Source organism: Pseudarthrobacter sp. PvP090 (assembly GCF_040547365.1).
Lineage (GTDB): Bacteria > Actinomycetota > Actinomycetes > Actinomycetales > Micrococcaceae > Arthrobacter.
The window spans coordinates 220,809-234,892 of record NZ_JBEPPO010000002.1; the positions used below are offsets into that span (position 1 = coordinate 220,809).

Genomic DNA, 14,084 nt, shown 5'->3' on the forward strand with positions numbered 1-14,084 from the left:
GGACTACCGGGTGATAGGCGGCGGTAGGAGTGGGAGCAGCGCCGTTCCGGCGGCAGTGGTGTCGGCGGACATTTCCCAGACGCGCCGCAGGGCGCAGAACTTCCACCAGTGGTGCTTCAGGACTTCCGGGTTGGCGCGCAGTGGGCGGACTTCCGTCTGACCGATGGCAACCGCGAGCAGGATAGGCGATTCACCGTGCTGCCAGGCTTCCCACTCCCCTGCAACCGGGTCCACGAGGCTTTCCTCGGCCTTCATGCCGGCCACGAGCTGCATGACTACTTTGTCATCCAGGGGTTTGACGGTGCCGTCGCGGCTGGTGCCCTTGGTCTTGTAGTCGATGAGGCAGGTACGGCCGTTGATCTTGGCAACGAGGTCCAGGGTGCCGGCGTAGCCGACGGTCTTGTTCCAGACGGTAATTTCCGGAGCGATCGGCTCCACCTGGAAGAGTTCCCACCACTCGTCGAAGCGGGCCGCGAAGGCTTCGTCACCGTTGGCCGCGAGGGCGTCGCGGGTTTCCTTCATCTGGTGCGGGCGACCCAGTGCACGCAAGGCAACCTGTTCGCAGTAGTTGTGCACCCGGTCCCCTCGCTTCGCCGCGTCGTCGCGGTAGGTCTCCGCCGCCTTGGCAGCGCGGCTCACGGCCTGGCGGACCTTGGCCGGGCTGCCGAGAATGCCGGGAAGTGTCGGGTCCTGGGCCAGGCTGTTGGCGCCCATGTATCCAAACCATCCATCCAGGCCGTGGGGCTGCTGCCCGATCACGGTGGTAATGGACGGCACGGAGAACTGCTCCGAGGTGGAGCGGGCATACATCCGGCCGTAGTCCGTGGCGTGCGCAAGAAGTGGGGCGGTCATGGCAAGACTCTTTCACGGGGCTCTGACAGTGGGGCCAACAGCAGCCCAACTGCACTAACAACAATGGTCCGCCCCGCTCGGTGAGCGGAACGGACCATTTCTTGGGTGGGCGATACTGGGTTCGAACCAGTGACCTCTTCGGTGTGAACGAAGCGCGCTACCACTGCGCCAATCGCCCCAATGCCATTGAATGCTAGCCCACCCTGGCGGAATTTAGAAATCGGAGCGCTGCGTTCCGCGCAGGTCACCGAATGAGTCCTCCGCTGAGGTGCTGGAAGCCAGCCTGGGCCAACGGAAGCCGGCTTGAAATCGAGCGCGAATTACAGGGCTGTAATTAGCAAGAACCGCTAAAACTCAACGATGCAGCGCTCTCCGCGTCCGCCGTCGCCCTCTCGATTTGTAAGTTCCATGAACCTCCTATAGAGTTCTTACTCGTTGGAACGCGAGGAAATGCCGATTGCGGCGGGGAATTGCAGACAATAATGCGGACGTAGCTCAGCTGGTAGAGCACCACCTTGCCAAGGTGGATGTCGCGAGTTCGAATCTCGTCGTCCGCTCGCAGGACACTGTCACGGTAAGGTTCTTCGGAATCCTATCTACACGGTGGGTTGGCCGAGAGGCGAGGCAGCGGCCTGCAAAGCCGTATACACGGGTTCGAATCCCGTACCCACCTCGGTGAAAACCCTGGTTTCCGGTTTCGGTCGGATGCAAGGGGCGATTGGCGCAGCGGTAGCGCGCTTCCCTGACACGGAAGAGGTCACTGGTTCGATCCCAGTATCGCCCACCAGAGCAAGGCAACTTGCTTGATGCAGTACCACCGGCCCAGCCGGCATGGACTAAAATGCGGACGTAGCTCAGCTGGTAGAGCACCACCTTGCCAAGGTGGATGTCGCGAGTTCGAATCTCGTCGTCCGCTCTCTTCATTACAACTCCACTCCGGATCCTTCCGGTTGCGGGCGATTGGCGCAGCGGTAGCGCGCTTCCCTGACACGGAAGAGGTCACTGGTTCGATCCCAGTATCGCCCACCACAAGAGCAGCTCCCCCGGAGCTGCTCTTTTTTGCGCCCTGCGGCCCCGGGCCACGGGGCCGGTTCCCCTGACCCCAGTCCTCGCTCTGGGGGGGCGTTATACCCTGTGCACCTGGCCCGGCATCTTTTACCCTGTGGGCGGACACCCTTGGCACCCCCGCTGCCTCCCGCTAGGGTAGAAATCGCTAGGAGCGATCTGGCTCCGCGACCGAAGGGAGGTGCCCGTGGGTTTACTTGACGATCTAAAGGGCAAGGCTCAGAAAGTAATTGGTGGCAACGAACAAGCCATCAAGGACGGCATCGAAAAGGCCGGCGATTTCGTCGACTCCAAGACCGGCGGAAAGCACGCCGACAAAATCGATTCCGTGCAGCGAGGCGCTTCCGACTTCGTGGACAAAGCGAACGACCGGCCGAACACGGCCCCCGTCGCCGAGCAGAATCCCGTCGCCGGTCAGCCCCCCGTTACCGGGGAACCCCGCCAGCCTGGCCTCTGACCCAGATACGTCAGCGAGGTGCCGGTCCCGCCGAGAGGTGGCACCGGCACCTCCGGCGTTTAACGACGCTTTGGCAGCGTCGAACGGCGCCTAACGAAGCAACCTACAGTCACTTCCGGCCCATCCGATGCGTCGGGATGGGCCGAAAGTGACCCCGCGTTGCTTTAGGCGTTAGGAGGGTTCGTGGTTCTGGCCCTCGCGGGCCAGGGCGGTGAGCCTCGAGACGGCGCGGAAGTACTTCTTCATGTACCCGCCGGTCATCATGTCCTCGGTGAAGAGCTGGTCGAACGGGACGCCACTGGCCAGGATGGGCACGTCCTTGTCGTACAGCCGGTCCGCGAGCACCACGAAACGCAGCGCGACGGCCTGCTCGGTGATGGTGTGGACGTTTTTCCAGACCACACCCTCGATCCCGTCCAGCATCTGGCGGTACCGGCTCGGGTGGACACCGGCCAGGTGGTTGATCAGGGTGCTGAACTCGTCGCGGGCCACCGTCTTGCCGTGGAACTCGTTCTGCATGTGGTGCGTCAGCTGGTCGTTCGGCAGCGGCTGCGGCGCGGCGGGCAGGCCGCGGTGGCGGAAGTCCTCGCCGTCGATCCGGACCACGTCGAACTGGTCCGCCAGCACCTGGATCTCCCGGGCGAAGTCGACGGCGGCAAAGCGGCCGTCGCCGAGGGAACCCGGCAGCGTGTTGGAGGTGGCCGCGAGCTTGACGCCGGCGTCGGCCAGTTCCCGCATGAGGCGGGACATCAGCACCGTGTCGCCCGGATCGTCGAGCTCGAATTCGTCGATGCAGACCAGCTTGTAGTGGCTCAGGGCCTCGACCGTCTTCCGGAAGGAGAGCGCCCCGACCAGGTTGGTGTATTCAACGAAGGTGCCGAAGGCCTTGGGCCCCGGGGCTGCGTGCCACAGCGAGGCGAGCAGGTGGGTCTTGCCGACGCCGAAGCCGCCGTCGAGGTAGATCCCGGCGCGGGACATGTCCTTCTTGCCGAAGAGGCGTTTGAAGAGCCCGTCGCCGTCGCGGGCACCGACGTTGGCCGCAAATCCCTCCAGCGCCCTGACCGCGGAGGCCTGGCTGGGCTGCGCCGGATCCGGCCGGTAGCTGGAAAACGAAACCTCACCGAAGCGCGGCGACGGATAAAACCCGTTGAGGAGTTCATCCACTGAAACTGCCGGGGTGCGGGCGGCGAGCTGTTCGATCTGTACCAAGGTGGTCCGTTCTGCTGGTCTCTTGTCCCCAGAAAGAATACCGGCAATGCGCGGACTGCCCGTCGGCACGCGTGGGCCGGGCGGACAGCACGTGACGAAGGCCATATTTCCGAGTGTGAACCCGGAGGGGCAATCCCGGCGGGGCGTGGCTAGTGTTGGAGAAGGCCCGGCGCCGCACGCGATCCCTCCATGGCCCGGCCTCCTGACCGTTTCAGTGAAAGGCCATTTCAATGCCCTACCCCGTTGAGCAGAACGAGAAGTTCGCCGCCTACGCCCACCCCGGGCGGCTCGTGTCCACCGACTGGCTGGCCGCCGCGATCGACTCCGGCGCCCTCGCCGACGGCAAGCTCGTGGTGGTGGAGTCCGACGAGGATGTGCTGCTGTACGAGGTCGGCCACATCCCGGGAGCCGTGAAGATCGACTGGCACACGGACCTGAATGACGAGGTCACCCGCGACTACGTCGACGGCGCCGCGTTCGCCGCCCTCGCCGCGGCCAAGGGAATCTCCCGCGACAGCACCGTCGTCATCTACGGCGACAAATCCAACTGGTGGGCAGCCTACGCCCTCTGGGTCTTCGAGCTCTTCGGGCATGAGGACGTCCGGCTGCTCGACGGCGGCCGGGACAAGTGGATCGCCGAGGGCCGCGCCCTCACCACGGACAAGCCCGTAATCACCCCCGGCGAGTACCCCGTCGTCGAGCGCAATGACGCCCCGATCCGCGCGTTCAAGGACGACGTGCTGGCCCACTTCGGCAAGCCGCTCATCGACGTCCGTTCCACCGAGGAGTACACCGGCCAGCGCACCCACATGCCGGCCTACCCCGAGGAAGGCGCCCTGCGCGGGGGGCACATCCCCACCGCGGCCTCCATCCCGTGGGCCCGGGCGGCCGCCGAGGACGGCACCTACCGGACCCGCCCCGAACTTGAGGCGCTGTACCTGGGCGAGGCAGGGCTGAAGGAAGGCGACGACGTCGTGGCGTACTGCCGCATCGGCGAGCGTTCCAGCCACACCTGGTTCGCCCTCAAGTACCTGCTGGGCTTCGAGACGGTCCGCAACTACGACGGTTCCTGGACCGAATGGGGCAACGCCGTCCGCGTCCCGATCGTCAAGGGCAGCGAACGCGGCGCGGTCCCCGCCGCCCGCTAGCCCGGGCGTAAGCTGGAAGAGATGAATACTGCTGCCCTCCCCACCGCACTGGCGGAAATTGTTGACGACTTCCAGGCCGTCACCGAACCCGAACGGCTCCAGCTCCTGCTCGAGTTCTCCCGTGAACTCCCGGAGCTCCCGGACCGGCTCAAGGACCACCCGGAACTGATGGAGCAGGTGGTCGAGTGCCAGTCGCCGCTGTTCCTGACCATCGAAACGGAAAAGTCCGACGGCGGCGCTGCCGAGAGCGTCCGGCTCTACTTCAAGGCACCGCCCGAGGCCCCCACCACCCGCGGCTTTGCCGGTGTGCTGCACGAGGGCCTCGACGGGCTGAGCCCCGCGGAGATCCTGGCCGTGCCGGACGACATGCCAGAGCTGCTGGGCCTCACCCGGGCCATCACTCCGCTGCGGATGCGCGGGATGACGGCAATGCTGGGCCGGATCAAGCGCAAGGTTGCTGCCCTCCCGCAGCAGCCCTGACGCCCGGTCGCCCACCCACGCAGGCACCCGGACAAATTGGCACGCAAGCAGGCGTCACAGGGAACCCCGGCCACCGCAGCACTGGCGGCCGCCGGGGTTCCCTTCGTCGCCCACCCGTACAGCCATGACCCTGCGGCCGCCAGCTACGGGCTGGAAGCCGCGGAGGTGCTCGGCGTCGACCCGGCCCGGGTGTTCAAAACCCTGATGGTCGACGTCGACGGCCGGCTCGCCGTCGGCGTCGTGCCCGTGAGCGGCAACCTGGACCTCAAGGCGATGGCGGCCGCGCTGGGCGGCAAGAAGGCGACCATGGCGGATCCGGCGGCGGCAGAGCGCCGCACCGGCTACGTGCTCGGCGGCATCTCGCCGCTGGGACAGCGGCAGCCCTCCCCCACGGTTGTGGATGACAGCGCCCTGGACCTGGACACCATCCTGGTGTCGGGCGGGCGGCGCGGCCTCGACATCGAACTGAGCCCGGCGGAACTGATCCGCCTCACCGGGGCACGCACGGCGCGGATCGGCTCCGGCAGGACCTAAGCGGGAGCAGGCGCCTCGGGATCCTGCTGGCCAGGATTCGGGCGGGGTGCTATCTGCTGCCCCAGCCAGGCGGCGACCAGCCGTTCCCAGCGCTCCGGATCCACGTTCCATTCCTTGGTGTGCCGGGCACGGTCGAACATCTCAAAGGTGACCATCTCCGGGTTCTTCTCGGCCAGGGCAGCGGACGGGCCATAGGGGACGTATTCGTCGTCGACGCTGTGGATGATCAGGGTCGGCGTCCGCAGTTCCACTGCACGGGACACCCAGTCCATTGCTTTCAGGTCCACCGGCGCGGCGAGGCCGGTCAGCCGCCGGCCCAGTTTGTGGCTCATCATCAGCTGTCCGTACCGGCCCACCGCCGACGGGATCCGGTTGAGCTCGGCGTGGTGTGCCAGCACGTTAACCCAGTTGATCACCGGGGCATCGAGCACCATGGCCCGGATCAGGTGGTGGTACCGGGACAGGTCGGCGGTCTGGAGGCAGATGGCGCCGCCCATGGACCAGCCAAAGAGCACCACTTCACGGGCCCCCTGCTCCAGGGCAAAGCCGATGGCTGCCTCGACGTCACGCCACTCGGTGGAGCCCAGGCCGTAGCGTCCGTCCTGCGCCGAGGGCGCCAGTCCGTCGTTGCGGTAGGTGATCAGCAGGCTGGACATGCCCAGTTCCCGTGCCGTCCGGACCGCCCGCAGGCATTCCTGCCGGCTCGCGCCGCGGCCGTGCACCATGATCGCCCAGATGCCGGATTCCTGCGGTGCCCGGACCAGCCACGCCGGGGCCGTCCCGCCGTCGACCGCGATGTCCACGTCTTCCGACGGAAGGCCGATGCTGGCAGGGTCCGGGTAGGCGGCTCCGCTCCAGTATCCGCGGCGGGTCTTGCTGAGGTCGCCGCTGTAGACGGCCTCGACTTCGCGCTGCACCGTGCGCTCCGCCGGCGAATAGGACACGATCCGGCCGATCCGGGCGTGTCCCCGGCCGCCGTCAAAGAACAGTCCGTAGACGCCCTCGACCGTTGCCTCGGGCGTGGCGGCGAGGATGACCTGCAGCCGGTGACCGCCCCGGATCACTGCCAGAACCTCCTGGTCCTCTTCCCGGACCTTGGCCGGAGTGATCACACGCCGGGCGAAATAGAGGGCAAGGGCAGAGGATCCTGCGGCGAGCAGTCCGGCCGCGGCGCTGCCGCCGATGATGCCGCCCAGCGCCCATTTGGCACTGCCTGTGACCGAAACTTCGCCGGCGGAGTCCGCGACGGCGCGGGCAGCTTTTCCACGGACGGTGGAGATCAGCTGCGGGTCCGGCAGGAGGCGTGAGGAGGAAGCCATGGCACCATTCTTACCGAACTCAGCGTCCGGAGTGGCATCCGGGGCGCCAGGGACCACCGACGGTGGGCACACGGGCTCCAATCCGTGCGGGCCCACCGGGGCGCGACTAGGCTGGGGGCATGAGTGATCCAATCGTCATCCTGACAGAAGAGCCCCTGGGCGCGGACGACCGCGTCAACATCGAAACCCTGCTCGCCGGGGGTGATGCACCGCTGGTGGTCCTGGTTCCGGCCAGCACCGAGCGGCACCTCCTGGTGGATTTCCTGGAGAACCTCTCCCTGCTGGAAATCTCCAAGGCCTTCCGTGAGCTGACGGGACACTCCGACCCCGCCGGGGAACGCGCCGAAGCCGCCGAGACCCTGGCCGTCTCCCTCGCGGCCCTGGCCGGACTCGGCAGCGGCGTGACCGGCGAAATCCTCGAGGGCAAGGCCGTCGACAGCATGGTCGCCAAGGTCAAGGAACTCGGCGCCGGGCAGGCCGTGGTGATCACCCGCCCGCACGCCGTCGCGGATACCTTCCACACGGACTGGGCCACCAAGGCCCAGGACAAGCTGGGCCTGCCGGTCCTGCATCTGTACGCCGGATCGGGATTTATCGGGGACTCCTGAGCGTTATTGAGGCTATGAGCATCTTTAGTAACAAGCCAAAAGTCACGCCTGTCGCCGCCCCCGCCGGGTCCGGTGCCGGCAGCGCCACAGAAGGCCGCACCGCGCAGCTTGGCACCTCGCCGGCTGACAAGTCCGACGAGCAGTGGCGCCAGGAACTGACGCCCGAGGAGTACCGGGTGCTCCGCCAGGCGGGCACCGAGCGGCCCTACACCGGCGAGTACTGGGATACCCACACCGCGGGCGTTTACCAGTGCCGCGCCTGCGGTTCGGAGCTCTTCACCAGCCAGGAGAAGTTCGACTCGCACTGCGGGTGGCCCTCCTTCTGGGCACCGCTCGCCGACGGCACGGTGAAGTACATCCACGACCGCACCCTGGGGATGGAACGCGTCGAGGTCCGCTGCGCCAACTGCGATTCGCATCTGGGCCATGTCTTTGAGGGCGAGGGCTACGGGACCCCGACCGACCAGCGCTACTGCATCAATTCCGTCTCCCTGAAGCTGGTCTCAACGGACGACGCCGGCCAGTAGCCTGGCGCCGGGGCCGGATTTCCCTGGGGACCCCCGCCGGAGCCGCACCCGCGGGCCCGGCGGGGGTCCCCTGCAGTGTGGGGCAGCCCCGCGGCCGCTGGAGCTGACCCGGTCTGCGCAACCCACTTGCCACAGACTTTCTTATGCTCAACCCGATTTTGCATTAGGGCTCCTGTTTGCTTGCTACGCTCGTTTTATTCACTGACGAGCGACGCTCCCAGTACACAGAAAGGCGCCCGCTGACGATGACCACCACCGCTATCACCACCACTGCCCCGATCTCCGCCAGCTCCCCGGAATGGCTGCAGCTCAAGGCTGCCGCCACCGCATTGCAGGCACTGCAGGTTCAGGACGGCTCCGTTCCGGAGACCGCGAACCACGAGGCGGCCGCGGAGCATGTCCGCACGATCACGGCGGCCATTGAGGCCCTGGCTCCCGCCTTTCCGCACGACGCCGACTACCTCTCCCTCCTCGTGACGGACTTCGGCCGCTGGGCCGACGGCGGCTTCGGCGTGCCCGACTTCCTGGACTCCCTGCAGGCCTTCCAGCCGCAGCAGCACCGCGTGAACGGCCTGCGGCACCTCGTGGTCTTCCCGATGTACACCCAGAACGGCAGCAGCAACCGCCTGGTCGAGGCGGTGCTGATCGAGGTCATCTGGCCCGAGTTCATCGCCGGCCTGGAGGAGGGTGAATACTCCAACAAGCTCTTCGTCCCGATCCGCTTCCTGGACTTCACCCCCGGCTACGACACCAACTCCGCGGTGCTGTTCCCGGAAACCGTCGCCGTCCGCCAGACCCCCACCTTCACCTGGGGCGCCATCTTCGCCGACCGCGAGGCGGCCCGCTTCCGCCGCGTGCTCCGCGCCGCCGCGGACATCACCTCGCTGCAGCTGCCGGCGGACGCCGCCGGCCTGCTCGAGGACCAGGAGCTGACCCAGGAAACCTTCGTGATGTGGGACCTCATCCACGACCGCACCCACATGCGCGGCGACCTGCCCTTCGACCCGTTCATGATCAAGCAGCGCATGCCCTACTTCCTCTACTCCCTCGAGGAACTGCGCTGCGACCTGACCGCCTTCCGCGAATCCGTAAAGATCGAAAAGGACGAGGACGCCGATCCCGAGGCCCGCCGGCACGCCAAGCTGGTCCAGTACGCCGTCATCTTCGACCGGATCTTCCGCTTCGCCATCACCGGCACCCGGGTCCGCAACTACGACGGCCTCGGCGGCCAACTGCTGTTCGCGTGGATGCACCAGCACCACGTGCTGCACTGGACCGACAGCAAACTCAGCATCGACTGGGACGAGGCCGCCGACGTCGTGGTTGAACTCGGCGCCAGGATCGAGGAGCTTTACTGGCGCTCGATCGACCGCCCGAAGATGGCGCACTGGCTGGCTGCCTACGAGCTGATCTCGGGCACTGTCACGCCCAACCCTGCCTCGGTCTGGGCCAAGGGTCCGGACGCGCTGCCGCTGGCCGGCCCGCCGCGCGGGCTCACCGACCAGGTGCTCGACGACGAGTTCCCGCTCTCGATGTTCTACGAGGCCCTCGAGAAGAAGATGCGCCCGGTCATCGAGTCCACGGCCGGCATCACGGGCACGTCCGACACGGGCTCCACCGGCACGGCAAACACAGCCCTGAACGCCGGATGAGTACCGGACGCCCTCTGAACGTCCTGGTCACGGGCGGCAGCGGCCCTTCGGGGATCGCTGCCGCCCGCGCCCTGCGCCACGCCGGGCACACCGTCTTCACTGTGGGCTCGGACGGGCCCCGGATTGAGGCGGCCGCCGCGGAAGCCGGCAGCGGCGTCACGCCGCTGGTGTGCGACCTCGCGGACCTCGCCGAGGTCCGGTCGCTGCACACGGCGGTGCATGCCCGGCTGGCCGGAACGGGAGGGTCGGTCGACGGCGTCATCCACCTGGTCGGCGGCTGGCGCGGCGCGAAGGGCATCACGGACCAGAGCGACGAGGACTGGGAATTCCTGGAACGCGGCGCCATCACCACGCTGCGGAACGTCACACGGGTCTTCTACGACGATCTCGCCGCCTCGGACGCCGGGCGCTTCGCCATGGTTTCCTCCACCGCGGCGGCCAAGCCGACGGCGGGCGGCGCCAGCTACGCGGCCGCCAAGGCCGCCGCTGAAGCCTGGACCCTGGCCCTCGCCGACGGGTTCCAGGCGAGCCAGTCTGGCCGCAAGGAAGACCCCGTGGAACAGCGCAGCGCCGCGGTGGTCTTCGTGGTGAAGGCCCTCGTGGACGCGGCCATGCGGGCGAAGTCGCCGGAGCGCCGCTTCCCAGGATTCACCGACGTGGAGGACCTGGCGGCTGCCGCCGTCGGGCTCTTCACCTCCCCCGCGGCCGAGCTGAACGGCCGTCGGATACTGCTGGGCCCCGAGCCCAAGCCCTGAGCCCGGACCCTGGACTTAGCCCCTGGGCCCGGACCTCCTTAGACTGAAAGCGTGAGCAAACCGATGACAAGCACAGTTGAAATTGCCCCTGCCAGCACTGCCGTGCGGCTCCACGATCCCTCCGTCCGTGGCTTTGCCTCGGACAACTACTCCGGCGTCCACCCCGAGGTGCTGGCCGCCCTGGCCGCTGCCAACGAGGGCCACCAGGTCTCCTACGGCGAGGACGCCTACACCGCCCGGCTGCAGCAGCTGATGGAGCAGCACTTCGGTGAGGGAATCGAATGCTTCCCGGTCTTTAACGGCACCGGCGCCAATGTGCTGTCGCTGCAGTCCCTGCTGCCGCGCTGGGGCGCCGTCGTCTGCGCGTCGACCGCCCACATCAACATGGACGAGAACGGCGCACCGGAGCGGATCGGCGGCATCAAACTGCTCCAGGTCCCCACGGCGGACGGCAAGCTCACCCCCGAGCTGATCGACAAGGAGGCGTGGGGCTGGGGCGACGAGCACCGCGCCCAGCCGCTGGCGGTGTCCATCACCCAGACCACCGAGCTCGGCACCTGCTACACCCCCGACGAGGTCCGGGCCATCGCGGAGCATGTCCATTCCAAGGGCATGAAGCTGCACATGGACGGCGCCCGGCTGGCCAACGCCGCCGCCCACCTGGGCGTGCCGCTGCGGGCCTTCACCCGCGACGCCGGCGTGGACATCCTCTCCTTCGGCGGCACCAAGAACGGACTGCTCTTCGGCGAGGTCGTGGTGGCGCTGAACCCGGCCGCGGCCCAGGGGCTGATCTACCTGCGCAAGATGAACATGCAGCTGGCCTCCAAGATGCGGTTCATGTCCGCCCAGTTCATCGCCCTGCTCGAGGGTGACCTGTGGCTGCGCTCCGCTTCGCACGCCAACGCGATGGCTGCCCGGCTGCGTGCCGGCGTCGAGTCCATCCCCGGCGTGGAACTGAGCCAGAAGACCGAGTCCAACGGCGTGTTCGCGATCCTGCCGGCCGGAGTTGCGGACCGGCTGCGCGAATCCTTCCGTTTCTACGACTGGAACGAGGCGAAACGTGAGGTCCGCTGGATGTGCTCGTTCGACACCACCGAGGACGACGTTGATTCCTTCATCGCTGCCATCAGGCGCGAACTCGCTGCCGGCTGACCCCGGCGGCAGGACGGCCGCCGTCGCCCGGCCCGGTGAAAGCCGGACGGGGCAGCGGCGGCGAGCCTGCCGGGCTTGGGAGCGCCCCTTGCATAATCTTCCATTGTGAACGCACTCGACCAGGTTCCGGCGGATTTTCTCTTTGCCTTGGGAACCCTTCGGCAGGCACGAACCCGCAATGAGCTGCGCCTGGAGGAGATCCCGGCGCCCGCGCGGCTGGCGCCATTCTCCGTCGCCCTCGGGGCAGAAGTTGTCGCCCCCGGCGGGGCGGCGCCCTCCGTCGCCGTTCACGGCCCTGCGGCCGCGGCCTTGGCGCGGGCGTCCGCCAGCGACGACATCGAGCTGGCCACCGGCCGCTTCATCCTGCTGCACGATCCCGACGGGTCCGCGGTCTGGGAGGGCGAGTTCCGGATTGTCACCTACATCCGCGCCCAGCTGGAGCCGGAAATGGGCAACGACGAAATGCTCGGCTCCGTCGCGTGGGCGTGGCTCGCTGAAGCCCTCGAAAACCATGCCGCCCCATACCGCTCGGCCGGCGGCACCGCGACCCGGGTGCTGTCCGAAAGCTTTGGGACTCTAGCGGACCGGCCCAATTCGATCGACATTGAGCTCCGGGCATCCTGGACTCCGGCCACACCCGACATCACGTCCCACCTTGAGGCCTGGTCGGACATGGTCTGCACGTTCGCGGGCCTTCCCCCGCTGCCCGAAGGCGTCACGCCGCTGCCGCGCTGGCGCCGCGGACTGGCCTGAAATGCGGCCCGCGCACCGGGGGAACGTGCTTCGCTTTGGCGGAAGCGCGGCCCCCGACACCGTGTTGTCGCTAAACTGAAGTCATCATGACCCCTCATATTCCGGAAATCACCACCGCGGGCGCGGCCGCCAACACAGTGCAAAGCAAGACCGAGGCGGCTGACACCACAGCCCACATCGCGGTGGACGGCTTCGACAGCCTGGTCCCCGAGATCATCGATCTCGATGCCCCCCGCGACGGTGTGCCGCTTGTCATTGAAACGCAGTCCGGCCTGGAACGCTGCGCCGCGGCCCTCGCAGCAGGCCACGGCCCCGCGGGAGTGGACGCCGAGCGGGCCTCCGGTTTCCGGTACGGCCAGCGCGCCTTCCTGGTCCAGATCCGCCGGGAGGGCTCCGGCACCTGGCTGATTGATCCCGAACCCTTCAAGGACCTGGCCATCGTCAACGACGCCCTGCACGGCGTCGAATGGATCCTGCACGCGGCCAGCCAGGACCTGCCCTGCCTGTCCGAACTCGGCATGTGGCCGGACAAACTCTTTGACACCGAGCTCGCGGCCCGCCTCGCCGGGCTCCCCCGGGTGGGACTCGCCGCCGTGATCGAACAGCTCCTCGGCTTTGGCCTCGCGAAGGAACACTCCGCGGCCGACTGGTCCACCCGGCCGCTGCCGGAACCGTGGCTGCGCTACGCCGCGCTCGACGTCGAGGTCCTCACCGAGCTGCGCGAGGAACTCATTGAGCTCCTGGTCGCCGACGGCAAGCTGGACTTCGCCGAACAGGAATTCGCCGCCATCCTCGAGACCGGGCAGGCGCCGCCCCGCGTGGACCCGTGGCGCAAGACCTCCGGGCTGCACCAGATCCGCGACCGGCGCCAGCTGGCCGCGGTCCGCGAACTGTGGCTTGAGCGCGACTCGCTGGCACAGAAGCGCGACGTCGCCCCCGGCCGGCTCATCCCCGATTCCGCCCTCGTCGCCGCCGCCAAGGCCATGCCCGCCACCGTGCCCCAGCTGCTGGGCACCAAGGGCTTCCACGGCCGCGCCGCCCAGCGCGAGGCGCCGCGGTGGCTGCGCTGCATCAGCACCGCCCGCACCCTCGAGGACCTCCCTCCCCTGCACCTGCCCACCAACGCTCCCCCGCCCCCGCGCGTCTGGGCCGACCGGGACCCGGAGGCCGCCGCCCGGCTTGCCACCGCCCGGCCGCTGCTGCAGGCCAAGGCCGAGGAGCTGAACATGCCGGTGGAAAACCTGCTGACGCCGGATTACCTCCGCCGCGTCTGCTGGCGCCCGCCGGTCGAGCCCAGCGACGAAGGCATCGCCGAGGAACTGGCGAACCTGGGGGCCCGCCAGTGGCAGATTGAACTCGTCGCGCCCCTCGTTGCCGAGGCCTTCCAGAACCCGCAGCCGCTGCCCGTGAAGGAAGCCAAGTCCGTGCCGGCCACGACGGACGCAGCGCCGGACACGGCGCCCTAGGACCGGCCGCGCCGGCTCCCGGAACTTCTCCCCGGCGGCGCGCCACGAACTCCTTGCCAGCTATGTTACTGACGAGTAACATGTTGTCTGATGTCGCCCGGCCTCCT

General features: G+C 67.8%; 14 protein-coding genes and 6 tRNA genes. 16 read left to right on the plus strand and 4 right to left on the minus strand.

Going from position 1 to position 14,084, the window contains the following annotated elements:
* Positions 1–3 precede the first annotated feature (3 nt).
* On the minus strand, positions 4–852 hold the full coding sequence (locus ABIC21_RS02930) for a cytochrome (RefSeq protein WP_354348923.1): 849 nt from the start codon (positions 850–852) through the stop codon (positions 4–6).
* A gap of 106 nt (positions 853–958) precedes the next feature.
* A tRNA-Val gene (locus tag ABIC21_RS02935) sits at positions 959–1,030 on the minus strand.
* Between the two features lie 306 nt (positions 1,031–1,336).
* Here ABIC21_RS02935 and ABIC21_RS02940 point away from each other — a divergent pair.
* The 6 genes from ABIC21_RS02940 to ABIC21_RS02965 all read left to right on the plus strand — a co-directional run bounded on the left by ABIC21_RS02940 (position 1,337) and on the right by ABIC21_RS02965 (position 2,374).
* Positions 1,337–1,409, plus strand: a tRNA-Gly gene (locus ABIC21_RS02940).
* 45 nt (positions 1,410–1,454) lie between these two features.
* Positions 1,455–1,525 (plus strand) — tRNA-Cys (locus ABIC21_RS02945).
* Positions 1,526–1,564: 39 nt separating this feature from the next.
* Positions 1,565–1,639: transfer RNA gene (locus tag ABIC21_RS02950), tRNA-Val, on the plus strand.
* Positions 1,640–1,695: 56 nt separating this feature from the next.
* A tRNA-Gly gene (locus ABIC21_RS02955) sits at positions 1,696–1,768 on the plus strand.
* Positions 1,769–1,806: 38 nt separating this feature from the next.
* Positions 1,807–1,881: transfer RNA gene (locus ABIC21_RS02960), tRNA-Val, on the plus strand.
* Between the two features lie 223 nt (positions 1,882–2,104).
* Entirely contained in the window at positions 2,105–2,374 is a 270-nt protein-coding gene (locus tag ABIC21_RS02965) for an antitoxin (RefSeq protein WP_354348924.1), read from the plus strand.
* 171 nt (positions 2,375–2,545) lie between these two features.
* On the opposite strand, the gene zapE is transcribed toward ABIC21_RS02965, so the two are convergent.
* On the minus strand, positions 2,546–3,583 hold the full coding sequence (zapE, locus tag ABIC21_RS02970; protein WP_354348925.1) for a cell division protein ZapE: 1,038 nt from the start codon (positions 3,581–3,583) through the stop codon (positions 2,546–2,548).
* Between the two features lie 230 nt (positions 3,584–3,813).
* On the opposite strand from zapE, the gene ABIC21_RS02975 reads away from it, so the two are divergent.
* The 3 genes from ABIC21_RS02975 to ybaK are packed head-to-tail and all read left to right on the plus strand — an operon-like array spanning position 3,814 to position 5,745.
* Positions 3,814–4,731 carry a sulfurtransferase gene (locus ABIC21_RS02975; protein ID WP_354348926.1) on the plus strand — a complete coding sequence of 306 codons (918 nt, stop codon included), beginning with the start codon at positions 3,814–3,816 and terminating at the stop codon, positions 4,729–4,731.
* A 21-nt stretch (positions 4,732–4,752) separates the two neighbouring features.
* Positions 4,753–5,211 carry a SufE family protein gene (locus ABIC21_RS02980; protein WP_354348927.1) on the plus strand — a complete coding sequence of 153 codons (459 nt, stop codon included), beginning with the start codon at positions 4,753–4,755 and terminating at the stop codon, positions 5,209–5,211.
* 36 nt (positions 5,212–5,247) lie between these two features.
* Positions 5,248–5,745 carry a Cys-tRNA(Pro) deacylase gene (gene ybaK, locus ABIC21_RS02985; RefSeq protein WP_354348928.1) on the plus strand — a complete coding sequence of 166 codons (498 nt, stop codon included), beginning with the start codon at positions 5,248–5,250 and terminating at the stop codon, positions 5,743–5,745.
* On the opposite strand, the gene ABIC21_RS02990 is transcribed toward ybaK, so the two are convergent.
* A complete protein-coding gene (locus tag ABIC21_RS02990; RefSeq protein ID WP_354348929.1) occupies positions 5,742–7,064 on the minus strand; it encodes an alpha/beta hydrolase family protein in 1,323 nt (440 codons plus the stop codon). The two genes, ybaK and ABIC21_RS02990, sit on opposite strands and share 4 nt — an antisense overlap.
* A gap of 119 nt (positions 7,065–7,183) precedes the next feature.
* Between ABIC21_RS02990 and ABIC21_RS02995 the strand changes: the two genes are divergently transcribed.
* The 7 genes from ABIC21_RS02995 (at position 7,184) to ABIC21_RS03025 (ending at position 13,977) form a co-directional block, all read left to right on the plus strand.
* Complete coding sequence (locus tag ABIC21_RS02995; protein WP_307462929.1) at positions 7,184–7,672, plus strand: hypothetical protein; 489 nt, start codon at positions 7,184–7,186, stop codon at positions 7,670–7,672.
* A 14-nt stretch (positions 7,673–7,686) separates the two neighbouring features.
* Positions 7,687–8,199 carry a peptide-methionine (R)-S-oxide reductase MsrB gene (gene msrB / locus ABIC21_RS03000; protein ID WP_354348930.1) on the plus strand — a complete coding sequence of 171 codons (513 nt, stop codon included), beginning with the start codon at positions 7,687–7,689 and terminating at the stop codon, positions 8,197–8,199.
* Between the two features lie 245 nt (positions 8,200–8,444).
* The gene (locus ABIC21_RS03005) at positions 8,445–9,851 is read left to right on the plus strand and encodes a DUF6421 family protein (protein WP_354348931.1); all 1,407 of its coding nucleotides are present in this window, start codon (positions 8,445–8,447) and stop codon (positions 9,849–9,851) included.
* Positions 9,848–10,606: an SDR family NAD(P)-dependent oxidoreductase gene (locus tag ABIC21_RS03010; protein WP_354348932.1), complete on the plus strand. Its 759-nt coding sequence runs from the start codon at positions 9,848–9,850 to the stop codon at positions 10,604–10,606. Before ABIC21_RS03005 ends, ABIC21_RS03010 begins: the two co-directional genes overlap by 4 nt.
* A gap of 63 nt (positions 10,607–10,669) precedes the next feature.
* Positions 10,670–11,758: a threonine aldolase family protein gene (locus tag ABIC21_RS03015; RefSeq protein ID WP_354349066.1), complete on the plus strand. Its 1,089-nt coding sequence runs from the start codon at positions 10,670–10,672 to the stop codon at positions 11,756–11,758.
* A 102-nt stretch (positions 11,759–11,860) separates the two neighbouring features.
* Positions 11,861–12,511, plus strand: coding sequence for a DUF3000 domain-containing protein (locus ABIC21_RS03020; protein ID WP_354349067.1), 651 nt, complete (start codon positions 11,861–11,863; stop codon positions 12,509–12,511).
* Positions 12,512–12,597: 86 nt separating this feature from the next.
* A complete protein-coding gene (locus ABIC21_RS03025; RefSeq protein ID WP_354348933.1) occupies positions 12,598–13,977 on the plus strand; it encodes an HRDC domain-containing protein in 1,380 nt (459 codons plus the stop codon).
* The last annotated feature ends 107 nt before the right edge of the window (positions 13,978–14,084 follow it).